We start from the raw sequence: 25,889 nt of genomic DNA, 5'->3' as shown, positions 1-25,889 counted from the left end.
TGTTTTCGGATTAGTTGGGACACTAAAACTGTATGAACTTTTGTTCTCAAAAATACCACAAAGTACACAGCCTAGGCTCTGCCTCCTTCTGGCAACTTACAGGAGAGAGGACTGTAGGATGTGTTTAAGTTATTAAGTTTTCGATCCAAATTAACAAATCAGGCACAGTGCAAAAATGAAAGATTTATCAGATTTAGACAACGTACCGGCAATAGATGAAGAGGAAGATTCCAGCGTCCTGCTGTCCATCGGCGATTTAATGTCCGGCTTGCTGATGTTGTTCGCCCTCCTGTTCATCACCGTGCAAATTCAACTCAGCGAAAAGGTGAAAATGCTCGATGAAAAAATTCTGCAGGTGGAAAAACTGCGGCAGGAATTGCAGCAATATCAAAACGCATTTAAAGGATTACCGCAGATTATTGTCAATGCTTTAGAGGGGAAAGTTGGAAACAAAGATATTTTTACGGTTGACCCAGGAACCGGAGATGTCAGCATTCGCGATCGCATTTTGTTTGATAATAACAGTTCTGTGCTCAAAGCAGAAGGAAAAAAGTTTTTGCAAGCCTTCATTCCCATTTACAGCCAAGTGCTTTTTGCTAACCAACAGTTTGAAAAACAAATTTCTCGTGTTGTCATTGAAGGACATACCAGTTCTGCCGGTGCAGAACCAAAAAATCTGGAACTGAGTTTGCGAAGGGCTTTAGCTGTTTCTAATTATATGTTTTCCGAGGAGGTAAGTTTTCCTAAAAAAGCCCAATTGCAGCAGAAAGTATTAGTTTCTGGGCGGGGAGAATTAGATGCGAATCCGAATCAAAATGCAGCGGGCGATCGCAAAGTCGTCTTCCGCTTCCAATTCCGCCGCGAAAACTTGAATGTTGACTTAAACCGCCAATTACCATCCTCCGAAGGTAAAAAATGAAAATTCCCGATCGCAATTTACCGCTGAAACCGCTACCGCACAACTCTCATTTGCCTCCGCAGACTGAGAAATCAAGAAAGTATTTAAGCCTGATTTGATATAAAATGTGTTGGATCATTATTAGCCAGAACACGCGCGGGTAGCCACAAACCCTTATGAAATCGCTCCTTACCAATCGAAAATCGAAAATCGAAAATCGAAAATTGTATAGCCTGTTACTGCTATTATTCCCCGCCACTGCATGGCTGCTCGTTTTCTTCATTTTGCCGGTGCTAATTGTACTTTTGTACAGTTTCTTAGAACGCGGTACATACGGCGGCGTTACTGCGATATTTACTCTCAACAATTACCAGCGTTTGTTCAGCGGACTTTTTTTAGGAGTAATTGGGCGATCGCTCTTTTTAGCTTTTTTAACAACCATTGCTTGCCTTTTAGTTGGCTATCCCCTAGCATTTTTCATCGCCACCCGTCCTCCCCGCTGGCGAAATGCCTTGCTTTTGCTAGTAATCATTCCATTTTGGACTAACTTTTTGGTAAGAACCTACGCCTGGATAATTTTGCTGCGTAGCGAAGGAGTAGTTAACACAGCCCTGCAAAGCCTGCAAATTATTAGCGAACCGTTAAACTTGCTTTTTACACCTTTCGCTGTGGCGATCGGTCTGATTTACGGCTATTTACCTTTCATGGTTCTACCTTTATATTCTAGCATAGAACGCTTCAACTTTTCATTAGTAGAAGCCGCTCAAGATTTAGGAGCAAATGATATTAGAACATTCTGGCGCGTATTTTTCCCATTAACAACTCGCGGAATAGTTGCAGGTTCGATCTTAGTGTTTGTCCCCTCAGTTGGCGCTTTTATTACTCCCGATATATTGGGCGGATCTAAAACAGTAATGGTGGGAAACTTGATTCAAAATCAGTTTATGAAAGCCCGCGATTGGCCCTTTGGTTCCGCCCTTTCTATGTTATTAACAGTAATCATATTGATTCCTGTTTTGGTTTACTTCCGCGTCTCTGATGAAACTTAAAGAGGTATAGCTTTTCGAGCGTAACATGAGGTGCTAGAAGTGGGCATTGGGCATAAGATATAGGGCATTGGGCATTGGGCATTGGGCATACTTCACTAAGCTTGAGAACCGCTATAAATTGAGATTTACAGTTAGGTGAGGGCGGGTTTATGAGATTATTTATTTGAGGCGATGGTTTTTGGTAGTTGATTGTTATTTGTTGGTTTTAATTCCGAATTACCAATGACTGTTAACTGTTGACTGTTAACTGTTGACTGTTGACTGTTGGCTGTTGACTGTTGACTGTTGACTGTTGACAACTAAGAGGGCGGGCACGCACCATCCACCGCCCCTACCAACTAACAAATAACAAATAACAAATAACAACCAACCAATAAATAACAACTAACCACTAACCACTAACTACTAACCACTAACTAATGACTAAAACTAAACTAGATTTGCTCGTGCGGGCGACTGGGAAAAAATGGCTGTGGGTACAAGCTACACTAGCATTTGCCTTTCTTTACTTGCCAATTCTCATCTTAATTATTTACTCCTTCAACACCTCCAGATTCAATGCCGTTTGGCGCGGTTTTACCCTCGATTGGTATCGCAGCTTATTTAGCAATACAGGTGCGACGATTGCTAGCAGCAGCAGCGGAATTTTGCCCGCACTCAACAACAGCTTGCTTATTGCAGCTATTTCCACTGTGGTAGCGACAATTTTCGGTACAATGCTGGCGCTAGCGTTGGAACGCTTTCATTTTCCGGGACGGAAAGCGGTAGAAGTTTTACTGTTTTTGCCGATTATTATGCCCGAAATTACGATCGGCATTTCGCTGCTAGTTTTCTTTACCCTCGCATTTCGGATCGTAGAAAATCTCACCGGAATTCGCCTCAATCTCGGCTTACCTACAGTAATTATCGGTCACGTTGTCTTTAATATTTCATTTGTGACGATTACTGTCAGGGCGCGTTTGGCGGAACTCGATCCTCAATTAGAACAAGCAGCTTTTGACTTGGGCGCTAACGAATGGCGGACTTTTTGGCGCATCACTTTTCCGCTGATTTGGCCCGCTATTTTTAGCGCAGCATTGCTAGCTTTTACTTTGTCCCTAGATGATTTTGTCGTGACATTCTTCACCACTGGCGTGGGTTCGATGACTCTGCCGCTATTTGTTTACGGCATGATAAAATTTGCAGTAACGCCAGCGATTAATGCTATTTCAACTTTGATGTTGCTGGCTTCCTTGTTGCTGGTTGTATCGTCGCTCAAAGTTCAAAAAAGTTAAATAAATGTTTTTTGTGTCATAATTATTGTTCGATATAACTCACCAAACCTGTCAGGAACTCAGGTCTAAAGACACTGAGCTTGTAAGACACTTGTCTGGCAAGCTATTCTGACCAGCCTAAGTCTTAACTGACTACGTTATTTAGGTCACGACACTCCTTGAATGCGACGCTAGTTTTCTGCTCTGTCGCTAGTTGTTAAACAGTCTTAAAGTCACTCTCGACAGTGCTGCTAGCCTAACAAGCCTTTATAACCTTGACCGACAAGCGAACATTACCCCGCAAGGGAGATTGAGGCAACCATACCTCATCGGAGAGGTTAATTAAATTCCCTCTCTGAGCCCCGAAAGGGGATTCAAGGCGATTGAAATCGCCGAGCCGTTTTCCTCTCAGGACTGAAGTCGCTGAGTTTCCCACTTGCCGAGTTCTTCTTATGAAACGCCTGCTGAATTTTCTACTTTTGTTTGTGATGAGTGCAACGGTAGCTTTCGGCTGCAGCCCCACAGGTGGCAACCAACAGCAAGTCCTCAACATTTACAATTATGCAAGTTATATCGCCCCAGAAGCGATCGCCCAATTCGAGAAAGAGAACAATGTTAAAATTCAATACGACACTTTCGAGAACAGCGACGCACTATACGCCAAACTAAAACAGGGAAACCCCGGTTACGACTTAATATTCCCCGCCGATTACATGGTAAAAGTCATGGCAGCGGAGAATATGATTGAGCCGCTAAATTTGCAGAACATCCCCAACAAAATCCACCTTGATGCTAAGTTTATTAATCAATCTTTCGATCCCCAAAATAAGTATTCTCTACCCTACCAGTGGGGAACAATGGGAATTGGCTACAACTTGAAAGCCACCAAGGGCGATATCAACAGTTGGGCGGCGATGTTCGACCCCAAATATACCGGAAAAGTCGCATGGCAAGATGATGCCAGATACACTTTTGCAGGAGTTTTAATGTATTTAGGATTTGACCCAAACACCACAAATCCCGAAGAGATTAACAAAGCCCGCGATTTGCTGATTAAAAGTAAAAATATTATTGCAGCTTTTGTCCCAGACACGGGTCAAGCTCTGCTGGATCAAGGAGAAGTAAATCTGACAATGGAATGGAGCGGCGATATTTTTCAGGTGATGAAAGAGAACCCAAATCTCCGTTACGCTATTCCCAAAGAAGGAAGCATTGTGTTTTCTGACAATATGGCAATTCCCAAAGGTGCAGCCAACAAAGAGTTAGCCGAGAAATTTATCAACTTCACTTTGGAACCAGAGATAGGAGCAAAAATTTCTAATTTTACCCACTTTGGTTCGCCGAATAAAGCAGCCCTCGATCGAGGTTTAATCGATCCTAAAGATTTAAAAGATCCTCAAATTTATCCGCCGGCTGAGGTGCTTGCTAAAATGAAGTTTTTGCAGGATGTCGGGAAAACAACTGCATTGTACGATCGAGCTTGGACGGAAGTTAAAGCAGGATCGGGAAAGTAGATATCAAACAGGTGGCGGACTGGTTTTGCTCGTTACCAGGCTCTGCCTGGTAATGCAGATCCGGAGGCTCTGCCTCCTTCTTTCTCGCAACTTACAGGAGAGAGGAGTGTAGGAGGTGCTTAAGTTATTAAGTTTTAGAGCCTAAATTGAAATTGAAACGCCGATCGATCGGTGCGAAATCCGCACCATACAAGATTAGTTAGTGCGGATTACACCCTACCAGGATAGATCGCAATGCACGCAGTCGAACTTGTCAACATTTCCAAAATATTTAAAAGTGTCCGCAGTCAAGATTTCTTAGCTGTAGATAACATCAACCTGCAAATTTTCGATCGCGAATTCTTTTCTTTGCTCGGCCCTTCCGGCTGCGGCAAAACTACAACTTTGCGAACGATCGCAGGTTTTGAAACTCCCACAGCAGGCGAAATTTACATTCACGGCCAACCGATGCAAAATCGCCCGCCATTTCACCGCCCAGTGAATACGGTATTTCAAAATTATGCTTTATTTCCGCACATGACAGTAGCACAAAATGCTGCATTTGGGTTGGAAATGGAGAATTTGCCTCAGCCAAAAATTCGCGATCGCGTGGCGGCAGCCTTAGCATTAGTACAGTTGACAGATGTAGAAAAACGCTATCCCCGCCAACTGTCAGGGGGACAGCAGCAGCGAGTAGCGCTGGCGAGGGCGTTGGTCAAAGAGCCTTCTGTTTTGCTGTTAGATGAACCCCTGGGAGCGCTGGATTTAAAATTGCGTAAAGAGATGCAATTAGAATTAAAAAAAATGCAGCGAAAATTGGGAATTACATTTATTTATGTAACTCACGACCAAGAAGAAGCGCTCACAATGTCGGACAGAATTGCAGTGATGGAAGGAGGAAAACTGCAACAAGTCGGGACACCTGTTGATATTTATGAATATCCGAAAACGCGGTTTGTTGCTGATTTTATTGGCGACAGCAATTTTTTGACCGGGCGAGTAGTAGAAAGGCAACAGGGTCAAGTAGTCGTGTTGGTTGACCAGCAGTTGCCCGTGTTAGTTGCGACTGCAGAAGATTTGCCGGCTGGCAAAACTGTTACCTTGGTGTTGCGGCCGGAAAAAGCTGCTATTTATCCGGCTAATTATGATGCTGAAAATAGCTGGCCGGGAACAGTAGAAGAGGCGATTTATATTGGCACTGATACGCGCTATAGGGTGCGCCTGACCGCTAAAAGCTCGATCGCCCTTCGCCGACAAAACTTGCACCGAGATGACTTACAGCGGCACCAAATTGGCGATCGAGTTCGAGTTGCCGTGCCGCCGGAAAGTATCTGCATTCTTTAAAAAGTCCCGCTGATTGAAATCCCCTTTATTGCGGTGAAGGCGAAGGAGTTTCCGCTTCCGGCGCGGGAATTTCGCCAGGAGTTGATTCTGGCGACGGCGAGGGAATTTCGTCAGGAGTTGATTCTGGCGGCGGCGCGGGAATTTCGCCAGGAGTTGATTCTGGGGACGGCGAGGGACTTTCAGCACCGGGCGCGGGACTCTCAGTACCGGGCGAGGGACTTTCAGCAGGACTCGGGGCGGAAGTTTCCGGCGGTGGCGGAAGTTGTTCGGGCTCTGGCTGAGGGCTTTGGAGGCTGCGTACCCACAAACCTAAACCTGCAAAGGCTAACATCAGCCCCAACAGCCCCAGCAGCGGCAGCCAACGCTTGGACTGCGTTTTTTGTACTCGTTCCGGGGCGGGAGCAGTTTCCGGGTACAGCAACTGTTTAGAAGATTCTGAAAGCTGAGATTCTGGAATCCTCCCCGTCTTTTGGAGAGATGCCGACCCTTCTGACATCGGCAGGGACACCGACGATGCTGACACCGGCGCTGTTGGCGCTGATACTGGCGCTGAGGCGGGAGGAAACAGTACCAATTTCTCCGGCGACGTCCGACAGTAAGTCGCCACGACAGAGGTGTTATCGTAACCGTTTTTCTCGTTGGCGAGGCTAATCCAAGACTGAACAGCAGTTTCCAAAGACATTTGGCCCTCTAGCACCGGAGGGCCGTAATTCTCCCAAGATTGCTCTACCCAGTCGTTGTCGGCCAAACCGTCGGAACACAGCAGCAGTAAGCCTTCCTCTTCGAGAATAAATCGCTGAATCGTCGGGCGCAGGAAATCGCCGTCTCGCGTGCCCAAAGCTTGAGTCAGGGCTCCTGCATCCGATCGCAATTGAGTCTCCCAGTATAAACTGTGTCCTAGCTTGACTTCCCTTGACGCTACGTCATCGTCCACAGTCAGCCGCTGACAGTAATTTTTGCCAATCCAATAAGCGCGGCTGTCTCCAACATTAATCAAATAAAGTTCGTGACTGTTATTGTACGGTAAATCATCGGAAACTTTAATTTTTTGAGGCAACTGGAGGGCCATCACCAAAGTCGTGCCCATCCGCTGCCGCAACTCTTTTCCCTGCTCGTTATTTTGATTGGAAATAACATTGTTCACAACTCTGACTATTTCTTCGAGTTGTTTAATTACCATTTCTGGCGTCATCAACTCTTCTTGTTCAGCGATTTCTGCGAGCAAATTTTGAACTAAAGCTTTCAGGGACTGCACCGCTAATTGACTGGCAACTTCTCCTCCTTCGTGGCCTCCAACCCCATCGCAAACCATTGTTAAGTAAGGAATTAGTTTGTCGCCATCTGAATTTTTGCTAAATTGTAAATCCGCAGCAACGGGATAGCAACTGTCTTCATTTTTGGCGCGCTGCGGCCCGGTATCAGTCATGCCTACTACTTCTAAGTGCAGGGGCAATAAAGCCGCTTGTTCTAATAATAAATCGTTGAGTTCTAGGGCGATCGCCTCTAAATTCATGCTGCTGCGGCGCATAAACAGACAAATCTCTCCGAGTCTCGACTGCACCTCTGGCGCGGCCGATTCCACCAAACCAGACCAAACATCTCCCAAATCCTTAACCGTCGGTACAAAATTCCCAGGGTGCAGTTGCAGCAGGCGTACCCGCCAACCTTCCACCCGCAAATTTTCCGGTACCAGCAAACTCGCAGCCACTCCTTGTTCCGAAAGCGGTGTCCACAGTTGAAGCATTTGCCACAGCCAGTAAACTTGGCGCGCCGCACCGGTGTGAGCCCAAGCTTCTAAAATAGAAGGATGCAGGCTACCAAAATTATTAACTGGCACATTTTCCAGCAACAGCACCTCAGTGGCTTCGGGTGCTTCCCCCACGGAACAAAAACCGTATACTTCCGGCGTATGCAGCCGTTGGGGATACAAATGCAGGTATGGCGCGATGCTATCGGGCAGTTGTTCGGGGACGCTAGGAGGAATAGATGGACGGCTTTCTAGCCAGAGTTGGGGTGCAATGACAAAATATCGATCGGCTATTACCTTACCCGCCGGCACTTCCTCGGCTGCTGGGCCCACCGCCCACAAATACCGATAAATTAAAGTGGTTTCGCAAGCTGCACAGTGCTGGCGGCCAAAGGTATTGCGGGGTTCGGGACAGCTCAGATTCGGGCAATAAATGGGTTCTGAGAAACTACTGATCATATCGATATAGTTAGTGTAAAAACATTCTGAAGATATTATGATTCGCCAGCCCAACTTCACGAGCTTAAGAATAAACTGATTTTAGCCCCTATCAATTTTTTAACTGCCTTTGGGGCCCTAAAAATTGTAGTTGCTGTCAATGGAGACCGGCTAGAATTGTAATCTAAGTTACTAAAACTTTAACTTTGAGTACGAGCGAACCCTGACGGGGGGTCGGAGCAGCCTCAACCCGATACCGCGATCGGGCCAGCAATTCGCAAACCCTTGCAGAGTCTGTTGTTGGCACTTTTAAAATCTCAAATTTCCAATCTAAGATATTTCATAGTATCACCAATTCTTTTATGATCTTGACTCCCACGCTTCTTTGGCTGCTAGCTGGGACTTTGCTCTGTTTGGCAGAGTTATTTCTCCCGACTGCTTTTGTGGCTTTTATGATGGGGCTGAGCGCCTTCGCTGTAGCTGGATGCTCTCTAGTTTTACCTTATGTTAATTTACAGATATTCCTGTGGATGGTATTTTCGACAGTTTTTGTGCTGGTGTCCCGGCGCTTGATACCAAAAGGCAAGGTAAGGGCGATCGCAGATTCTCACGAAGCTAAAACTTTAACAGAAATTCCCCCCGGCGAAGCTGGACGGGTGATTTATGAGGGGAATTCTTGGCAAGCTCGTTGCGAAGACACCAAGGCCACCATCCCTCCCAACCAAAACGTCATTGTTGTGGGACGAAAAGGCACTACTTTGATAGTTTTACCAGAAAACTTATTGCATTCTTAAACCAAATGCGTAATTAGTCAGTAGTCATTAGTCAGTAGTCAGTAGTCAGTAGTCAGTAGTCAGTAGTCAGTAGTCAGTAGTCATTAGTCATTAGTCATTAGTTATTAGTCAGTAGTCAGTAGTCAGTAGTCAGTAGTCATTAGTCAGTAGTCAGTAGTCAGTAGTCAGTAGTCAGTAGTCAGTAGTCATTAGTCATTAGTCATTAGTTATTAGTGAACAACAGTTAACAGTTAACAGTTAACAGTTAACAGTCAACAGTCAACAGTCAACAGTCAACATTCAACATTCAACAGTCAACATTCAACATTCAAAATTGATAGGAGGCAACTGTGGAACAATTATTTTTACTCGTGTTTTTAGCATTAGGCGGTTCAGCCCTCGCAGGTTCCGTGAAGATTATCAATCAGGGAAATCAAGCATTAGTAGAGACTTTAGGTAAATATAATGGCAAGAAACTCGAACCTGGTTTGAATTTTGTGACACCGTTTTTCGATCGCGTAGTTTACGAGCAAACTATTCGGGAAAAAGTCTTAGATGTTCCCCCGCAAGCTTGTATTACCCGCGACAACGTTTCGATCACGGTTGATGCTGTGGTTTACTGGCGAATTGTAGACTTGGACAAAGCCTGTTACAAAGTTGAAAATCTTCAGTCAGCAATGGTAAATATGGTGCTGACTCAAATTCGCGCGGAAATGGGTCAACTGGATCTCGAACAAACTTTTACGGCTCGTTCTCAAATTAATGAAATCTTGCTCAAAGATTTAGATATTGTTACCGATCCTTGGGGAGTGAAAGTAACGCGGGTAGAATTGCGCGATATTATCCCTTCTAAAACTGTACAGGAATCGATGGAATTGCAGATGGCAGCCGATCGCCGGAAACGGGCGTCGATTTTGACATCCGAGGGCGAACGCGAGTCAGCAGTTAACAGCGCCAAAGGTAAGGCGGAAGCGCAGGTTTTGGATGCAGAAGCGCGCCAAAAAGCTACTATTTTGGAGGCGGAAGCTCAACAAAAGGCGATCGTCCTGAAAGCCCAAGCAGAACGCCAAAGTCAGGTTTTGAAAGCACAAGCTACTTCTGAGGCTTTGCAAATTATCGGCAAAACCCTGCAAAATGACCCCAGCGCGCGGGAAGCTTTACAGTTTTTGTTAGCTCAAAACTATCTGGATATGGGCTTAAAAATTGGCAGCAGCGACAGCAGCAAGGTGATGTTTATGGACCCGCGCAGCATCCCCGCTACGATGGAAGGATTGCGATCGATCGTTGGGGAAGGTAATAAGGCTGATTAGCCAGTTGGCAGTTGGCAGTTGGCAGTTGACTGTTGACTGTTAACTGTTGACTGTTGGTTATTTGTTATTTGTGAGTGCCAATGCCCAATGCCCAATGCCCAATGCCCAATGCCCCATTACCTATTACCTATTACCAAATTTAAGATTCTTGAGCCAAAGTACACCGATCGCACAATCCGAAAAATTCCAATGTGTGATAATAAATTTTGAAAGAATGAGATTGTTGTAATTGGCTTTCTAAGTGATGGACGGGGCACTCATCGATCGTGATGGATGCGCCGCATTCGAGACAAGTGAGGTGATGTTGGTCTTGATGGGCGGCACCGTAGAGAGATTCGCCGCTAGCAAGGGTTCTGACGTGAACGAACCCCTCTCGCTTTAAACCGTCGAGGGAGCGGTAAACGGTTGCTAAGCCCATGCTTTGGTCGCTGTTACGCAGTTCTAAGTAGATATCTTGCGCTGAGAGCGATCGATTCATGACTTTGAGCAAGTTTAAAATACGCTCCTGACTGCGGGTGCGGTTGGTTCTCATAATTTTTTTGTGTAATCTGCTGGAATCACATTTGTCCCTGCTTCTAGGCTATCTTACTCGGGAGAGTCAGTTGGTTTTAGATTGTAGATTTTAGATTTACTTGCTGCAGATTAATCTGGGAACACCAACAGCAGTCTAAAATTTTGGGTACTCCACGACGATTTTCCGGGGGTGGTAGCAGTTTATTGGAGTTCCAAGGTCGATCGCGCGCAACCTGGTTGTAGAATACAATGGCGCTAACTTGCACATCACCCACCGCAACATTCCCGTGACTCAGAAATATCTTGCCCAAATCTATGTTACCCTCCGCCCTTCGGTTTTAGACCCGGCCGGCACTGCCGTACAGTCCGGTTTGCAACACATGGGATACGACAATGTTGAGGGCGTCCGCATCGGAAAGTACGTTGAATTGACGCTGACTGCTGCGGGCGAATCGGAGGCCCGCGAACAACTCGATCGCGTTTGCGACCAACTTTTGGCAAATCCAGTTATTGAGAATTATCGCTTTGATTTGACTGCAATTCCTGTTGCTGTGGAGACAGTGGCGGCATAAATGCGATCGTCCCTACCGTGTTTTTAAACCCGGAGATCCCCCCTAACCCCCCTTAGTAAGGGGGGATAAGAGGGTTCTCAAAGTCTTTGTTAAAAACACGAAAACTCCGAACACTCAAAGTGTCCGATCTAAGGGGGATTTAGGGGAATCTAGACTTTGATACAAGCAAGAGAAACCTAAGATTTCAGTCTTAAGTTAACACCTCTTCCCTCTTCCTGATGACGTTGGACGGAAAGCTCGAACGGGACAGCAAAACATGACTAATGACTACTGACTAATGACTAATGATACTAAGAGGGCGGGCACGGGGGCACCGCCCCTACTGACTACTGACTTCTTCCATCTTCCATCTTCCATCTTCCATCTTCCATCTTCCATCTTCCATCTTCCTTCTTCCTTCAACATCTGCTTATGAAATTTGGAGTTATTGTTTTTCCCGGTTCAAATTGCGATCGCGATGTGGTGTGGGTAACTCAAGGGTTGCTGCACCAACCGACGCGGATGATTTGGCACGAAGATACCGATATTTCGGATATTGACATCATTGTAATTCCCGGCGGTTTCAGTTACGGAGATTATTTGCGGTGTGGCGCGATCGCCCGTTTTTCTCCGGCGATGCGAGCTACTGCGGAACACGCGAAACAAGGAAAGCTTGTATTGGGCATTTGCAACGGTTTTCAGGTGTTGACTGAAGCTGGTTTATTGCCCGGTGCTCTGGTACGGAATGCGGGATTGCATTTTATTTGCGATCGCGCTTCTTTGAAAGTCGAGCGCGGTAATACTCGTTGGACTGCGGCTTATACTACGGGTGAAATCATCGATTTGCCGATCGCCCACGGCGAAGGAAATTATTATGCTGATCCGCATACATTAGCAGAGTTAGAAGAACACGATCAAGTGTTATTTCGCTACTGCACAGAGGCGGGCAAAATTAACGATGCTGGGAATCCAAACGGTTCGTTAAATAATATTGCCGGCATTTGCAATCGGGCTGGCAATGTGTTAGGAATGATGCCGCATCCTGAGAGGGCATCCGATCCGATGTTGGGCGAAACTGATGGAATCAAATTGTTTCAAGGGTTGCTGATGGCAACTGTGGCTGCAATTTTGTAGTTGATATTTGGGGTGTCTATAATTTTATGAACAGGCTGTTAACTGGTTCCCTGGCTGGAGCCTGGGAACCCATATCCAGAGGCTCTGCCTCGCTGTTTTAACTGGTTCCCAGGCTCCAGCCTTAACTGGTTCCCTGGCTGGAGCCTGGGAACCCATATCCAGAGGCTCTGCCTCGCTGTTAACTGGTTTAACTGGTTAACTGGTTCCCAGGCTGGAGCCTGGGAACCCATATCCAGAGGCTCTGCCTCGCTGTAAACCGACGCACCTACAAAATTTAAAATGCTAAAATGAGTTGAAAGTCAATACATCGGAAAACAGTCCTATGCCTTCACCCTTTCCTGGAATGGACCCCTACTTAGAACACCCCGATTTCTGGCAGGAAACTCACAATCGATTGATTATCGCGATCGCTGATACCATCATGCCTCAAATTCGCCCTAAATATGAGGTTGCAATCGACAAACGCATCTATGAAATTACCGATCCAAATGACAGTAACAGCGACTCCCTTTTAGTAGGTATCCCCGATATCGCGATTAAGCGTCAATCTAATAACCCGAATATTCCTACAGGTTCAGTTGCCACTTTAAATATAACACTTCCGACTACCGTCAAAGTGCCTGCTCCTGAAAAAATTAAACAGACTTACTTGGAAGTGCGAGAAATGGCAACGAAACAAGTTGTCACCGCAATTGAAATTCTTTCTCCTGTGAACAAACGTAGTGGAGAAGGAAGAATTACTTATCTCAAAAAACGCCAGAGTATTTTAGGTAGTTTAACCAATTTAGTCGAAATCGATTTACTACGAAAATGGGAATCTATGCCCATTCTTAATAATTCTATTCAAAGCGATTATCGGGTTTTGGTCAGTCCCAGTAATCGCCGTCCGTTTGCCGAACTTTATGCTTTTAATCTCCGCGATTCTCTACCTATATTTCCGCTTCCCTTGCGCGAGGAAGATGTAGAACCTATTGTTAATTTACCAGAAATATTTGGAGGTATTTACGATCGCGCTGGCTATGATTATCGGATCGATTACGATCGAGAACCCGTACCGTCTCTATCGGAAGAAGATCGGGTTTGGGCTACCCAAATTTTGCAAGAAAAAGAACTTCGAGATAATTAATTATATTTTACTTTATATCGTAGGGTGCGTCGCGATCGACAATCTCTAAATCAACTAGAAAATCTCCCAGCGACGGACTAAACGGCAGCCGGCAAGATATAATTACTACCAAGTATTTAAAAGAAGAATATTTATTTTATGTCGCGAATGAACTTAGCTAATTTTAAAACTAGGGTAATTGGATGCAGTGCGGTGATGGCTGTCGGGCAACTTATTTCAAATGCGATCGCCAATCCGGCAACTCAAGCAGCAGCGGGTATGATGGGCGGCCCGATCGCACTTGGGGGAGTTTCTATCTTAGCAGCGATTGCTGGTAGTATGGCTGAGACTATGGCCGCTGATGAACTGGCAAATCGGATGACGGAAGGGTTGAGCAAAAATCCGAGGATTCTCGATAATCACGATTTGATTAAGGCGGCGGGTGAGGCGATCGGCTATATTTTGAGAGAGGTTGCGAAGTCCGATCGCCTAATTGCGATCGCCGAAACCAAAAAATTGCCTTATCCAGAAACAGCTCTCAGTCAATTAGCCGAGAAAACTCCTGAATACTGGCTGGATATTAACACGAATACAGCCGACTTGTCAAGGGGTTTAAATATTTCCGAAGACCAGTTAACCAAGATTTTTTCTGCGGATGCCGAAGAGTTCGATCGAGTTACCGGATTGACAACGGCAGATTGGGCAAGTTTCGTCAACGAATTCGCCACCAGCGAGGGCAAATCCTTCGATGCGGAAATTGTGGAATTTGTCGCGGAAAAACTGTACGCAACTTTCCCGAAAGCGTACCGCGAAGTGCTGAAACTGGATGCGGCGGAGGGAGGAGAAAAGTTTGCGGCGATGCTGTTGAATCTGCACCAAATTGCTTTGGCGGAACTCAAAGATTTAGGGCTGCAAAATGGGGAAATTCTGCAAAAGTTGGAGGCCGTGGCAACTGGGCAGCAGATTTGTCAAGTGATGGTGAAATTGGAAGCCATAGAAATTGGCATCCGATCCGATTTGGCGCAAGTTCCGAATTTACTGGAACGATTTGTTGATACTTCCGCGCCCCGATTGCCGCTTCCCTACGAGTGCGAAACGATTATTGCAGATCGGACTCAAGACTTTACCGGCCGCCGATTTGTGTTTGAAGCAATAATTGAATTTTTGCAGAAAAAGCCAAAAGGATATTTTGTTTTAGAAGCCGATCCTGGTGTGGGGAAAACTTCAATTATGGCAAAGTTAGTGCTGCTGATGCAGCGGCGCTGTGTTGTCCATTTTAACTCGCAATCTCAAGGCACGGTTAAGGCAAAGCAATTTCTGGAAAATGCCTGCACTCAGTTAATTCAAGCCTTTAAACTGGATTACCCAAAATTGCCGGAAAATGCGACCAGAGATGGCAATTTTCTCAGTCGATTGTTGGGGGAAGTCAGTCCTAAATTGGGCGGAAAAAAGTTAGTTTTTGTTGTGGATGCCCTCGATGAAGTCGATCGGAGCGATCATGGGCGTGGCAGTAATGTCCTCTATTTGCCAGATGCTTTGCCGGATAATGTTTATTTTATTGTTTCCAAGCAGCCGAAAACTCTGCCTTTGCCAAATCATCAGGTTTTTGATTTGATGCAGTACAGTGCAGAAAGTTTGGCGGATGTCAAGCTTTATATTGACAAACGCACCAGCAACAGCACGTCAATTCAGAGTTGGATTAACCGTCAAAATTTGCAGCTATCGCAGTTTGTGGCGGCGGTGGCGGAAAAAAGTCAGAATAATTTTATGTACCTGCGCTATGTGCTGAATGATATCGATAGCGGCAAGTACAGCGATGTGAATTTGCAAGATTTGCCGAGGGAGTTGGAAGGATATTATGAGAAGCATTGGGCGCGGATGGAAATGGCGGTTAGAGATAGGGAATTGCGCCGCCGGAAGTTGAAGGTGATTTATTTGTTGACGAAAACTCGCAAGCCTGTTTCCTGCGATATTTTGGCGGATTTTGCTGAGGAAGATGCTTTGGATGTGCAGGAAGTTCTCGATGATTGGGAACAGTTTCTGCGGCGCAGCGGTGATAGTCCTCCCGATTACAGTATTTATCACGCGAGTTTCCAAAGATTTCTGCATCGTATAGATGTTGTGCAGAAAGCTGGGGTGTCGCTGCGGGATATTGAAACGGCGATTTCTGATAATTTGTGGCAGGATTTGTACGGCGATGAGTAAGTTTAAAGAACGGTTGGGGAAATTGTCGCCGAAAAAGCGGCTTTATGCTTTGGAAACTCTGCCGGGGCATTTGGCGGAGAGTGTTCAAGGGGAACGGCTGCATCAGTTGTTGACGGATTTTGATTTTATTGAGGCGAAGTTGGATGCGGTGGGGGTTCAAGCGTTAATTGAGGATTACGATTTGGCGAGAGTTTCTGATGTTTTGCTGTCGGAGGGGCAAGCGGGAACGCTGAAGTTGATTCAAGGGGCTATTCGCAAGTCGGCGCACGTTTTGGAGAAGGATAAAACACAACTCGTAGAGCATTTGTGGGGAAGGTTGCTGGATTTTGAAATACCCCAAATTCAGGCGATGTTGGAACAGGCAAAGCAATCGAAAGATAGTCCTTGGCTGCGGCCTTTGAAGGCTAATTTAGAGCGGCCTGGGGAAGGTGCGCTGCAGACGCTTGTCGGTCATAGTTCCGGGGTAACAGCAGTGGCGATCGCACCAGACGGTAAAACAGCGATTTCCGCTTCAAGGGATTTTACCCTGAAAATCTGGGACACCGAGACAGGCTCTGAACTGAAAACTCTCACGGGTCATAGTTCCGAGGTAAAAGCAGTGGCGATCGCACCCGACGGTAAAACAGCGATTTCCGCTTCAAGGGATTTTACCCTGAAAATCTGGGACACCGAGACAGGCCGGGAACTGAAAACTCTCACGGGTCATAGTGAGGGGGTAAATGCAGTGGCGATCGCACCCGACGGTAAAACCGCGATTTCCGCTTCATGGGATAAAACCCTGAAAATCTGGGACACCGAGACAGGCAGGAAACTGAAAACTCTCACGGGTCATAGTTCCTATGTAAATGCAGTGGCGATCGCACCAGACGGTAAAACAGCGATTTCCGCTTCGGGGGATAAAACCCTGAAAATCTGGGACACCGAGACAGGCAGAGAACTGAAAACTCTCACGGGTCATAGGTCTGAGGTAACAGCAGTAGCGATCGCACCAGACGGCAAAACTGCGATTTCCGCTTCGGGGGATAAAACCCTGAAAATCTGGGACACCGAGACAGGGCGGGAACTGAAAACTCTCACGGGTCATAGTAACTGGATATATGCAGTGGCGATCGCACCAGACGGTAAAACAGCGATTTCCGCTTCGGAGGATAATACCCTGAAAATCTGGGACACCGAGACAGGGCGGGAACTGAAAACCCTCATGGGTCATAGGTCTGAGGTAACAGCAGTGGCAATCGCACCAGACGCTAAAACAGCGATTTCCGCTTCAAGGGATTTTACCCTGAAAATCTGGGACACCGAGACAGGGCGGGAACTGAAAAAAACTCTCATGCGTCCTAGGTCTGAGGTAACAGCAGTGGCGATCGCACCAGACGGTAAAACAGCGATTTCCGCTTCAAGGGATTTTACCCTGAAAATCTGGGACACCGAGACAGGCAGAGAAATGAAAACTCTCACTGGTCATAGTTCCGAGGTAAAAGCAGTGGCGATCGCACCAGACGGCAAAACCGCGATTTCGTCTTCATATGAAACTCTGAAAATCTGGGACACCGAGACAGGCAGGGAACTGAAAACTCTCACGGGTCATAGTTTCGGGGTAACAGCAGTGGCGATCGCACCAGACGGTAAAACAGCGATTTCCGCTTCACACGATCGCACCCTGAAAATCTGGGATTTGCTTAGTGGCAAAGAGGTTGCTAGTTTCAACGGAGATTATGCGTTTGCTGGCTGTGCGATCGCCCCTGATGGAGTGACAGTTGTAGCGGGCGATCGATCAAACCGGGTGCATTTCCTGCGATTGGAGGGAGTTAGCGGCGGGCGATAATCGGATTTTTGGGTCGATTCGGGCGATCTAATTTGAAATCCTCGGCGGTTGAAATCCCGGCGGTTGGAAACCGCGTCTACACAAACGATGTCCGCCTACGCGGACGAAGAGGGTATTTGGAGATTGAAAATCATCGGGTGAAATCTTCAACCCGCTTTCGTCGGGTTTTGTTTGTGTAGCCGCGGTTTCAACCGCCGGGGTTTTTGGGTTTCAACCGCCGGGTTTTTTGTGGATGGGCGATCGGGTTTTTTGTTGATCGGGCGATCGAATTTTTTGGTGGATGGGCGATCGGGTTTTTTGTGGATGGGCGATCGAATTTTTTGGTGGATGGGCGATCGGGTTTTTTGTGGATGTGCGATCGACTTTCACCATCAATTATTCAAGCTAACTCTGACACTCTGAGCCGCCCTTCCATAGGTTCATACTCATCCTCCAAAAGCCAATACTGTGCCTCATCATAACTCTGACTAGAAAACACAACTTTATAACCCTCAGCCGGATCGTATATCCGACAATTTCCCTCAGCATCACTGAGTAACAAAAGCAGATAAGGAGGCGAAAGATTTGGATCGATCCATACCTCTGTAAACTCCCAATTATTCCTGACTAAATCGGCTTCGAGGGGTAACGTGGTATCGGTTTTCAGCATCGATTTTTATCTCTCCATAATAAAGTGAAAGATGGCTACCATCCGGGTCAACTCTATAACCAATAGATTCAACAAAAAACATACCATAACGATCGTAGCCGCGAATTATACCTGTAAATACTCCATCTTCTATTATAGCTTGAGCTACTTGATTCATAGTAGCCTCATTGTTAAAAACATGAGCAGCACGTCCTTTATTCAGCAGTCTTCTCATTTGTGCCGTGTCTGGCAAGTGTTTAGCAATGTGCCTGCTGTCAAGAGTGATTTGGCGATTAATTCCACTCATCAATTAATTACTAACATTACATGATATAAAAAATGAGAGCGATCGGCAAACCGCAGTAAAATATTCGTATCCACAAGACACAACATTGCTATGGACGATACTCGTAGATACCAGCACGACTCACCGCAAAATCCGATAGCGTAGGGACATTTACTCCCCTGTTTTTAATAAAATAATCAGCCAATTCATCTAAAAGTATTTCAAACTCGCGATCGCTAATTTCTGCCTCAGAATCACTTACTCTTGATAACAGACCGGGCCCTGACTTCCAAGTTAGAAAATCAACAAAATTAAGAACAACTTCTAGCTGCGGTTTACCTAAATAACGCAGCTTACTTACAATGCTTTCAATTACAGCTTCCATACATTTATAGTTGAGCTTTAATTGTGATTAATTTCAGGAAATTATAGCAAAAATATCAAATTTTGTCAAATTTACCCAACTGCGGGAGAATGGGCAGGGCGATCGACTTTTTGGGAAATCGGCGATTCCCTACGGGATAGCTACGCTTCACGACTTTTTGGGAAATCGGCGATCGACTCTTCAACCCTTGTGCCGTTGCTCTGAGGAACGCCCAAAAAGTTAAATTTAAATGCAGAACACCCGATCAATCAACCCTTGGCTCATCCAATCCCAGCGGCACAAAATACTGACTGTAAACCACACTACCAGGCTCCCAAAGAGGCCGCCAATAAACATTCTGCATCACCGCTTTCTCCCCATCACCCTCAGCCGGCCACTGAAAACTGACGATCGCAATATTACTATATCCCACAATCTCATCACCCTCTTGCAGCCAGCGATTGCGCCACAACAGCGCTATAAAATTCCACAACCTATGCAGCCACGACAATTGTTTATTTGTGTGCGTTCTAGTTGACAACTCACCATTTTCATAATGCAAAAACACCCTAGCTTTTTGTCGTTTCATCCAGTCAATTCGATAGCCCCAATCAGGAAAAGATTGCCTATTCCTCACAGCGGCAGCCAAAGCTTTCTTTCTGCTACTTCTCGAAATTTTCACCAACTCCAGCGGCTCGTTCCATCCCAAACATTCGTGCGATCGCTCTGGCAATAGCGACTTAACCTTAGTATGAATCACATGAGTTTTCCACTCTTCATTAATCAAAGCACTAGCCGTTAACTGCGCCAATACAGAATATTTTCTACCGGCGATTTGAGATTTTATATCCAACTCAGATCCAGGTGGCAAACACTCAACATCCGGGCGAGAAATGCCAAAATGCTTGTCAGACCAATAACTCAGCCGCACAGCAGCAGCATAGTGAATATCCCCCGTCAAAACAACCACCCGATCGCGCTGCTTAAAAAACTCCGACAACAGCTTCATAAAAGCCAATTCATGAAAATTCCAAGCATCCCCCGCATCACTATTAAAAACCTTTCCCTGTTTCAAATCTAACTTTTGCACCGCATCAATAATCCACAAACCCACCAAATTAGTCGGTAAAACTACCAGCGTCGCCTCGATCGCAAATTCCCCAGTTTTATTCAACAAATCAGTCTCCCGCAAAGGCTGCTGAATTTGCTCCTCAAAACCCTTGTGAGTCAAAAGCATCGGCGGATCGATCGCACTTTCCACCGGATACCCCCGCCAAGTCCGCGTATCCAGCACAATCACCTCATGCTTAAAACTTCTCACAGTAAAATGCCAACTCAAAACCTCACTTACACCGTCACAATCGCGATCCAAAATCAAAACATCATCATCTAACTTTAACTTCGGCAAACCAGTCTCAATATCAACCGCCGGAATCCCCAAATACGAAGCCGCCTCTTCCCAAACAGCAACATCAGTCCCCGCCGAATTCGACCACTTTTGGGCAGCCTTTAATAACTTATCTCCGACATTTTCGCGATCGAACTGTGCGGGCGTATTTCCCCAAGCCTGAAACACAGCATAGGCCAGAAAAGCATTCTGCACCACCCGGCGGCCAAGCGGCTTACCCAGCACCCGGTAACACCACTCCCGATTCAAATAACAATCATCACTAACATCATGATCGTCACAAATCATATAAGTCGGAATATTAGCCATCGCCCGCCTCACCCTCCACAAATTTCCCGCAAAACCCCCAAGTTCAGAAACTTCTCTATCCCAAACTTTTGCCAGCTTAGAATCTTTACAAATATCCTTACCCTTCGGAAAATTATCGCACCAAAGTACAGGCGACCAAACTAACAAATACATAGCGCAATATTCCCCCAAACCGAATAAATGACTTTTCGCCTTATCCGGTTTATTCACCAACATCGCCGTAAATCCACCAAAATCTCTAGCAATATCGCTGCGAGTTCCCGGCTTTAACTCAATTGGCTTTTTGTAGTCAGACTCAGCCTTAGATTGTTTCCGAATAGGCGACTCTCTAAAAATTTCTCTTTTTTGGCCAACTACATTTTCGTTTTCTGAATTTTTAGGTATACTGATACACAAATTCAAATTCTTTTTAATTTGGGCATCATTCATCAGGGGCAGATTCTCTTCCCAGCCCAAAAGTGTATCGCCAGCATCAGTCAAAGCCCACAGCATCGGATCTGCAACGTCATCCCCGTAAATTTGGTCGCCTGTTAAAAACAGTTGGTGGGGACGGAAATTTGCCATTCCTGCAAACTGTGCGATCGAATTATCCAAGATTGGCAGCGCATCTCTGCCGTCTCCCTGGGGCTTGCGACAAGAACCGTGAACAATACGCAAATAGTTTAAATCCTGCGGTGGCAGGGCAAAAGTCGGCAACCCGTGAGGGAAATAACCGATCGTCTCCGGCGAGGAAACTGACAAATTAGGGGATGCAGGCCACAAGCAAGAAAGGAGATTTTCTTTCTCTTTGTCTGGAAGTGCAACCTCCGAGGGCGCATCAGGACTCGCAGCAAACTCTATGTCATAAGCATAAATTTTTCCGTATGTCAAGACTTTGCTGTCGATCGATTTAGCCGTCACGGCCACTACGTGCAGGTATTTCCCGATCGCCACGGTAGTGTTCGTACCTTGGAGCAACGGTGCACCAAGAATTTCGCCGGTGCCGCCTTCAGTCGAATAAACCTTGAGTTCGACTTCGCGGGGTGCTTTCAGAGCCAGCCAAACTGTCACCGCCCCTGTTTCAGTCCGGCGCAAAATCGGGCCGGCAAGGATGAGCGGTAAGTGATGAATTCGATGATTTAATGGTGTCCACGACATAGGGTTTAAACAAATAAAAATTTAATCAGAGGTTTTCTAGCAATCAGATTTGAGGTGATCGATCGTCTGTGAGTCAGTTTTCAATTTTCCATTTTCCCTTTACTTCACAGATCGATCGAAAGAGTCCGAACATCAGTCGAAAATTGGGGGCTTTCCACCACAGCCAGGGGGAGGGTTGTATCTGTTTATCGGTCGGGTAAACCGCTTAATTAATGCTAATTCTGGCAACCCGCGCGCGCAAAATTGTAACAAGTCATTAAGAAAAATTAATAATCACCATGCTACAAGAAGAACATTTACAGCATTTCCTAGATTCAGTCCCGCAACAAGTAATTAAACCATCAGAATCCCCTGTAGAGCGCAACAGCCCACCGCTCTACTTCTCACCTTTAGATCGGGCGATCGACCGCCACCCCCTCACAGTGGCTCCAGAAACCCCGATCGCCCAAGTGTTAGCTCTCATGAACCCGATGCGCGTCTCGTGTCAGCTTTGTAGCGAAAAACAAAAAGCTCTTCCGGGCGCGGCAAAGCGCAGTTGCGTCATAGTTGTGGAGGACGATCGCCCGATCGGCATTTTTACAGAAAGGGATATCGTCAAGCTAACAACCGTCGAAGCTTGCGCCATCAAACTGACAATTGCTGATGTCATGACTCGATCGCCAATTACCCTCAAACAATCCGAGTCTCAAGACATCTTCACAGCTATGTTCACCTTGCGCCAGTACCAAATCCGGCACTTACCCGTAGTGGATGACGGCGATCGACTCGTGGGCATCATCACCCGCGAAGCCATTCACGAAGCCCTGCAACCGGTCAACTTACTCACGAATTTACGCAGTGCAGAAGATGTAATGACTAAGGAAGTCATTTGTGCCCCAGAAACTGCCTCAGCCCTCGATTTAGCCGTGCTAATGGTCAAACATCGAGTTAGTTGTATCGTCATTGTCGAAAAACCAATTCAGCATCCACAGCGGGCGATCGTACCAATAGAAAATTACCTTATTCCCGTCGGCATTGTCACCGAACGCGACATCGTGCAGTTTCACGCCCTCGAATTAAACCTCTCCCAAATTTCCGCCGCTGAGGTGATGAGTGCACCTTTATTTTGTATATCTCCTGTCGATTCCCTCTTCCGGGCCCACCAAGAAATGCAGCGACACGGAGTCCGCCGTTTGGTAGTAGTTGGCAGTCAGAGAGAACTTTTGGGCGTCATCTCTCTCACAAGTTTGCCGCAAGTTTTTAACCAATCTGAAATGTACGGGACGATCGAGCTTTTGCAGCAAGCAGTAGACGATCGAGCCGCCCAATTGCAGAAAACAAACCAACTTTTGCAGCAAGAAATTTTAGAGAAGCAGCGCGCCCAAGAAGCCCTGCGCCAAGCCCACGACGACTTAAAGAAACAAGTTGAAGAACGCACGGCCCAACTTTTAGAATCAAACGAATTATTGAGACGAGATATTATTAAGCGCCAGCGAGTCGAAAAAGTGCTGCGGACAAAGCAAACTTGCTTGAAAAATCAAGCACAGCAATTAGAAGAAACAGTGCGGAAATTGCAGCAAACTCAAAGTCAATTAGTCCAAACCGAAAAAATGTCTTCTTTGGGACAAATGATTGCCGGTATCGCCCACGAAATTAACAATCCCGTGAATTTTATCTACGGCAATCTTTCCCACACCAATCATTACATCAAAGAATTGCTCAAGCTCTTGGATCTTTACCAGAAACACTATCCCGAACCAGTCTCGGAAATTCGGGAAGCAGCAGCAGAGATGGAAATCGATTTTTTGGTGGAAGACTTATCTAAGATGCTGTCTTCAATGCAAGTAGGAACCGAACGGATCCGCCAAATAGTTTTGTCCATGCGTAATTTTTCGCGATCGGATCAATCTAACGTCAAACCCGTTGACATTCACGAAGGACTCGACAGCACTTTGTTGATTTTGCAGCACCGACTCAAAGCTCAAGGCAGACATCCAGGAATTCACATTATTAAGGAATACGGCGATTTGCCCCGCGTCGAGTGCTGTGGCAGTCAAATAAATCAAGTCTTTATGAATATTCTCGGTAATGCGATTGATGCCTTAGATGAAGAAATCTATAACGGGGAGTGGGCGAAGAGAAACGGGGAAAATCCACCACCGTCAATTCCTAGTTCTCCATTGACTATTCCCGCTATTACCATTCGCACTGAAGTTGTTGGCGATTCTGTAACGATCCGGATTTCTGACAACGGGCGGGGCATACCGGATGACATTCGCAGCCAATTATTTGACCCATTTTTTACTACCAAACCAGTCGGTAAGGGTACGGGTTTGGGGCTGTCTATTTCTTACCACTTAGTTGTAGAAAAGCACCGAGGGCGGCTTGAATGCGTTTCCGAAGCCGGACTCGGTACTGAATTTGCGATCGAAATTCCGATCGCCAGCACTCATTAGTTGTTAGTTGTTTGTTGGCAGTGGTTAGTTGGCAGTTGTTTGTTGGCAGTTTTTAGTCATTAGTCATCAGTCATTAGTCTGATTTTGGAGGAAGAAGGAAGATTTTCCTCATCTCCCACTCTCCAGCAATCTGCCAAATCTCCCAAATCTGCCAAATCTCCCAATCTCGCCCAAATCTCCCAGTCCCCCAGCCCGTTGTGCTAAATCCTAAAAATTCACAATTTTTTACATAACACCAGAAACCCTAGCAAAATCAATCTTTCCCAATCTCAAATCGAAAAATGCAAAATCTCAAATCGTCTAACTTTGGCATCCCCATACCCAATTAATCGAACTCACTCTCCCCTTTGGCTCATCTACCAGCGCCTTTGTGCGCGTTCCCCTCGCGCCGTACAAGTCATCAACTGCCCGCATCAGAGCCCCGAAGCCAAAAGCCCAGATTGTTGGAGAAGTTAATTTTTGTTTTATTTTTGTTCCTCTTTAACCAAAAAAAGTATTATAAAATTAACTTAGAATCTAAAAAAAAGCTAAAAATTGATTTGTAAATCAAAAAAGCAGCTAAGATTCCTGAAGATGCAAAATAAATCAAATTACTAGCATTTTCATTTGTCAGCCCCCTTTCTTTTCCTCGCAAGTTAGCTAATAATGCTTTCAACGAGCTAAGACACGGCCGACCCCCAAATAGACAAAAATGGCATAGCAGTAGGGGCATTGGAGGAAAGGCTATTTCATTTGGGCGATCGCAACATCAAAGTGCGAAACCCCAGCCCCGATCGTTTTGATAGAAACCTATAGGAGAACAAAGAGTGAAACTCGCAGTTTACGGAAAAGGTGGAATTGGCAAATCGACAACAAGCTGCAACATCTCCGTTGCCCTAGCCAAGCGCGGCAAGAAAGTTTTGCAAATCGGTTGCGATCCAAAACACGACAGCACATTTACCCTCACAGGCTTTTTAATACCCACAATTATCGACACCCTTCAGGAAAAGGACTATCACTACGAAGACGTTTGGCCTGAAGATGTCATCTACAAAGGCTACGGCGGCGTTGACTGCGTAGAAGCAGGCGGCCCCCCGGCAGGAGCTGGTTGCGGCGGCTACGTAGTCGGAGAGACCGTTAAACTGCTCAAAGAACTCAATGCCTTCGACGAATACGACATCATCCTGTTTGACGTGCTCGGCGACGTAGTGTGCGGCGGTTTTGCCGCCCCGTTGAACTACGCCGACTACTGCATGATCGTCACCGACAACGGGTTCGACGCATTATTCGCAGCCAACCGCATCGCCGCCTCAGTCCGCGAAAAAGCCCGCACTCACCCGTTGCGACTCGCCGGTTTAATTGGCAACCGCACATCCAAGCGCGACTTGATTGACAAGTACATAGACACCGTACCCATGCCGGTGCTAGAAGTGCTGCCCCTAATTGAAGACATCCGCGTTTCTCGCGTCAAAGGTAAAACATTGTTTGAGATGGCCGAAAGCGATCCATCCCTAAACTACGTCTGCGATTACTACCTCAACATCGCCGACCAGATTTTGGCAATGCCTGAAGGAGTAGTGCCCAACGACACGCCCGATCGCGAATTATTCTCCTTGCTGTCAGATTTTTATCTAAATCCTGTGCAACCAGTGGTCAAGAAGGAGGAAGATGAGCTAGACCTGATGATGGTTTAATACGTCTAGCG

The 25,889-nt window shown here is 46.1% G+C and carries 21 protein-coding genes; 15 read left to right on the top strand and 6 right to left on the bottom strand.

Going from position 1 to position 25,889, the window contains the following annotated elements:
- Nucleotides 1–175 precede the first annotated feature (175 nt).
- From QUB13_RS15190 to QUB13_RS15170, 5 genes are all read left to right on the top strand, one after another.
- On the top strand, nt 176–919 hold the full coding sequence (locus QUB13_RS15190; protein WP_333382123.1) for an OmpA family protein: 744 nt from the start codon (nt 176–178) through the stop codon (nt 917–919).
- A 155-nt stretch (nt 920–1,074) separates the two neighbouring features.
- Nucleotides 1,075–1,947 carry an ABC transporter permease gene (locus tag QUB13_RS15185; protein ID WP_333382121.1) on the top strand — a complete coding sequence of 291 codons (873 nt, stop codon included), beginning with the start codon at nt 1,075–1,077 and terminating at the stop codon, nt 1,945–1,947.
- 419 nt (nt 1,948–2,366) lie between these two features.
- A complete protein-coding gene (locus QUB13_RS15180) occupies nt 2,367–3,221 on the top strand; it encodes an ABC transporter permease (protein WP_333382119.1) in 855 nt (284 codons plus the stop codon).
- A 431-nt stretch (nt 3,222–3,652) separates the two neighbouring features.
- The gene (locus tag QUB13_RS15175) at nt 3,653–4,714 is read left to right on the top strand and encodes an ABC transporter substrate-binding protein (RefSeq protein WP_333382117.1); all 1,062 of its coding nucleotides are present in this window, start codon (nt 3,653–3,655) and stop codon (nt 4,712–4,714) included.
- A gap of 234 nt (nt 4,715–4,948) precedes the next feature.
- A complete protein-coding gene (locus QUB13_RS15170; RefSeq protein WP_333382114.1) occupies nt 4,949–6,037 on the top strand; it encodes an ABC transporter ATP-binding protein in 1,089 nt (362 codons plus the stop codon).
- Between the two features lie 25 nt (nt 6,038–6,062).
- Here QUB13_RS15170 and QUB13_RS15165 read toward each other — a convergent pair whose 3' ends face one another.
- Entirely contained in the window at nt 6,063–8,243 is a 2,181-nt protein-coding gene (locus QUB13_RS15165) for a protein phosphatase 2C domain-containing protein (RefSeq protein ID WP_333382112.1), read from the bottom strand.
- Between the two features lie 341 nt (nt 8,244–8,584).
- Here QUB13_RS15165 and QUB13_RS15160 point away from each other — a divergent pair, with 341 nt between their 5' ends.
- Both QUB13_RS15160 and QUB13_RS15155 read left to right on the top strand, forming a co-directional pair.
- Entirely contained in the window at nt 8,585–9,016 is a 432-nt protein-coding gene (locus QUB13_RS15160; RefSeq protein WP_194065929.1) for an NfeD family protein, read from the top strand.
- 329 nt (nt 9,017–9,345) lie between these two features.
- On the top strand, nt 9,346–10,305 hold the full coding sequence (locus QUB13_RS15155; protein WP_333382110.1) for an SPFH domain-containing protein: 960 nt from the start codon (nt 9,346–9,348) through the stop codon (nt 10,303–10,305).
- A 139-nt stretch (nt 10,306–10,444) separates the two neighbouring features.
- Here QUB13_RS15155 and QUB13_RS15150 read toward each other — a convergent pair whose 3' ends face one another.
- A complete protein-coding gene (locus QUB13_RS15150) occupies nt 10,445–10,837 on the bottom strand; it encodes a Fur family transcriptional regulator (protein WP_194009360.1) in 393 nt (130 codons plus the stop codon).
- Nucleotides 10,838–11,105: 268 nt separating this feature from the next.
- On the opposite strand from QUB13_RS15150, the gene purS reads away from it, so the two are divergent.
- Nucleotides 11,106–11,390, top strand: coding sequence for a phosphoribosylformylglycinamidine synthase subunit PurS (purS, locus tag QUB13_RS15145; RefSeq protein ID WP_333382128.1), 285 nt, complete (start codon nt 11,106–11,108; stop codon nt 11,388–11,390).
- Nucleotides 11,391–11,657: 267 nt separating this feature from the next.
- On the opposite strand, the gene QUB13_RS15140 is transcribed toward purS, so the two are convergent.
- Nucleotides 11,658–11,795 carry a hypothetical protein gene (locus QUB13_RS15140; RefSeq protein WP_333382107.1) on the bottom strand — a complete coding sequence of 46 codons (138 nt, stop codon included), beginning with the start codon at nt 11,793–11,795 and terminating at the stop codon, nt 11,658–11,660.
- Between the two features lie 6 nt (nt 11,796–11,801).
- On the opposite strand from QUB13_RS15140, the gene purQ reads away from it, so the two are divergent.
- The 5 genes from purQ to QUB13_RS15115 all read left to right on the top strand — a co-directional run bounded on the left by purQ (nt 11,802) and on the right by QUB13_RS15115 (nt 18,040).
- Nucleotides 11,802–12,503 (top strand): phosphoribosylformylglycinamidine synthase subunit PurQ, encoded by a 702-nt coding sequence (purQ, locus tag QUB13_RS15135; RefSeq protein ID WP_333382105.1) that lies wholly within the window; start codon nt 11,802–11,804, stop codon nt 12,501–12,503.
- Between the two features lie 322 nt (nt 12,504–12,825).
- Nucleotides 12,826–13,629, top strand: a complete 804-nt coding sequence (locus QUB13_RS15130; RefSeq protein WP_333382102.1) for a DUF4058 family protein — start codon at nt 12,826–12,828, stop codon at nt 13,627–13,629.
- 138 nt (nt 13,630–13,767) lie between these two features.
- Nucleotides 13,768–15,813, top strand: coding sequence for an ATP-binding protein (locus QUB13_RS15125; RefSeq protein ID WP_333382100.1), 2,046 nt, complete (start codon nt 13,768–13,770; stop codon nt 15,811–15,813).
- On the top strand, nt 15,806–17,638 hold the full coding sequence (locus QUB13_RS15120) for a beta-propeller domain-containing protein (RefSeq protein ID WP_333382098.1): 1,833 nt from the start codon (nt 15,806–15,808) through the stop codon (nt 17,636–17,638). Before QUB13_RS15125 ends, QUB13_RS15120 begins: the two co-directional genes overlap by 8 nt.
- 171 nt (nt 17,639–17,809) lie before the next feature.
- Nucleotides 17,810–18,040 (top strand): hypothetical protein, encoded by a 231-nt coding sequence (locus tag QUB13_RS15115; protein WP_333382095.1) that lies wholly within the window; start codon nt 17,810–17,812, stop codon nt 18,038–18,040.
- Nucleotides 18,041–18,234: 194 nt separating this feature from the next.
- On the opposite strand, the gene QUB13_RS15110 is transcribed toward QUB13_RS15115, so the two are convergent.
- The 3 genes from QUB13_RS15110 to QUB13_RS15100 form a co-directional block, all read right to left on the bottom strand.
- Nucleotides 18,235–18,573, bottom strand: coding sequence for a DUF6972 family protein (locus tag QUB13_RS15110; protein ID WP_333382092.1), 339 nt, complete (start codon nt 18,571–18,573; stop codon nt 18,235–18,237).
- 88 nt (nt 18,574–18,661) lie between these two features.
- A complete protein-coding gene (locus QUB13_RS15105; protein WP_333382090.1) occupies nt 18,662–18,937 on the bottom strand; it encodes a hypothetical protein in 276 nt (91 codons plus the stop codon).
- 244 nt (nt 18,938–19,181) lie between these two features.
- Nucleotides 19,182–21,770, bottom strand: coding sequence for a PhoD-like phosphatase (locus QUB13_RS15100; protein WP_333382088.1), 2,589 nt, complete (start codon nt 21,768–21,770; stop codon nt 19,182–19,184).
- Between the two features lie 278 nt (nt 21,771–22,048).
- Between QUB13_RS15100 and QUB13_RS15095 the strand changes: the two genes are divergently transcribed.
- The gene (locus tag QUB13_RS15095; protein WP_333382086.1) at nt 22,049–24,205 is read left to right on the top strand and encodes a CBS domain-containing protein; all 2,157 of its coding nucleotides are present in this window, start codon (nt 22,049–22,051) and stop codon (nt 24,203–24,205) included.
- 806 nt (nt 24,206–25,011) lie between these two features.
- A complete protein-coding gene (bchL, locus tag QUB13_RS15090; RefSeq protein ID WP_333087316.1) occupies nt 25,012–25,878 on the top strand; it encodes a ferredoxin:protochlorophyllide reductase (ATP-dependent) iron-sulfur ATP-binding protein in 867 nt (288 codons plus the stop codon).
- The last annotated feature ends 11 nt before the right edge of the window (nt 25,879–25,889 follow it).

Origin of the sequence: Microcoleus sp. B4-D4 (assembly GCF_036705185.1) — a bacterium.
In the GTDB taxonomy this organism is placed as follows: Bacteria; Cyanobacteriota; Cyanobacteriia; order Cyanobacteriales; family Microcoleaceae; genus Microcoleus.
The sequence above is the reverse complement of the archived record's forward strand: the minus strand, read 5'-3'. Positions and strand labels throughout refer to the sequence as shown.

Coding starts and splice junctions, on each gene's coding strand:
- QUB13_RS15190 (WP_333382123.1), top strand. CDS start 176: ATGAAAGATTTATCAGATTTAGACAACGTACCGGCAATAGATGAAGAG.
- QUB13_RS15185 (WP_333382121.1), top strand. CDS start 1,075: ATGAAATCGCTCCTTACCAATCGAAAATCGAAAATCGAAAATCGAAAA.
- QUB13_RS15180 (WP_333382119.1), top strand. CDS start 2,367: ATGACTAAAACTAAACTAGATTTGCTCGTGCGGGCGACTGGGAAAAAA.
- QUB13_RS15175 (WP_333382117.1), top strand. CDS start 3,653: ATGAAACGCCTGCTGAATTTTCTACTTTTGTTTGTGATGAGTGCAACG.
- QUB13_RS15170 (WP_333382114.1), top strand. CDS start 4,949: ATGCACGCAGTCGAACTTGTCAACATTTCCAAAATATTTAAAAGTGTC.
- QUB13_RS15165 (WP_333382112.1), bottom strand. CDS start 8,243: ATGATCAGTAGTTTCTCAGAACCCATTTATTGCCCGAATCTGAGCTGT.
- QUB13_RS15160 (WP_194065929.1), top strand. CDS start 8,585: ATGATCTTGACTCCCACGCTTCTTTGGCTGCTAGCTGGGACTTTGCTC.
- QUB13_RS15150 (WP_194009360.1), bottom strand. CDS start 10,837: ATGAGAACCAACCGCACCCGCAGTCAGGAGCGTATTTTAAACTTGCTC.
- QUB13_RS15140 (WP_333382107.1), bottom strand. CDS start 11,795: ATGTTGAAGGAAGAAGGAAGATGGAAGATGGAAGATGGAAGATGGAAG.
- purQ (WP_333382105.1), top strand. CDS start 11,802: ATGAAATTTGGAGTTATTGTTTTTCCCGGTTCAAATTGCGATCGCGAT.
- QUB13_RS15130 (WP_333382102.1), top strand. CDS start 12,826: ATGCCTTCACCCTTTCCTGGAATGGACCCCTACTTAGAACACCCCGAT.
- QUB13_RS15125 (WP_333382100.1), top strand. CDS start 13,768: ATGTCGCGAATGAACTTAGCTAATTTTAAAACTAGGGTAATTGGATGC.
- QUB13_RS15120 (WP_333382098.1), top strand. CDS start 15,806: ATGAGTAAGTTTAAAGAACGGTTGGGGAAATTGTCGCCGAAAAAGCGG.
- QUB13_RS15110 (WP_333382092.1), bottom strand. CDS start 18,573: ATGAGTGGAATTAATCGCCAAATCACTCTTGACAGCAGGCACATTGCT.
- QUB13_RS15105 (WP_333382090.1), bottom strand. CDS start 18,937: ATGGAAGCTGTAATTGAAAGCATTGTAAGTAAGCTGCGTTATTTAGGT.
- QUB13_RS15100 (WP_333382088.1), bottom strand. CDS start 21,770: ATGTCGTGGACACCATTAAATCATCGAATTCATCACTTACCGCTCATC.
- QUB13_RS15095 (WP_333382086.1), top strand. CDS start 22,049: ATGCTACAAGAAGAACATTTACAGCATTTCCTAGATTCAGTCCCGCAA.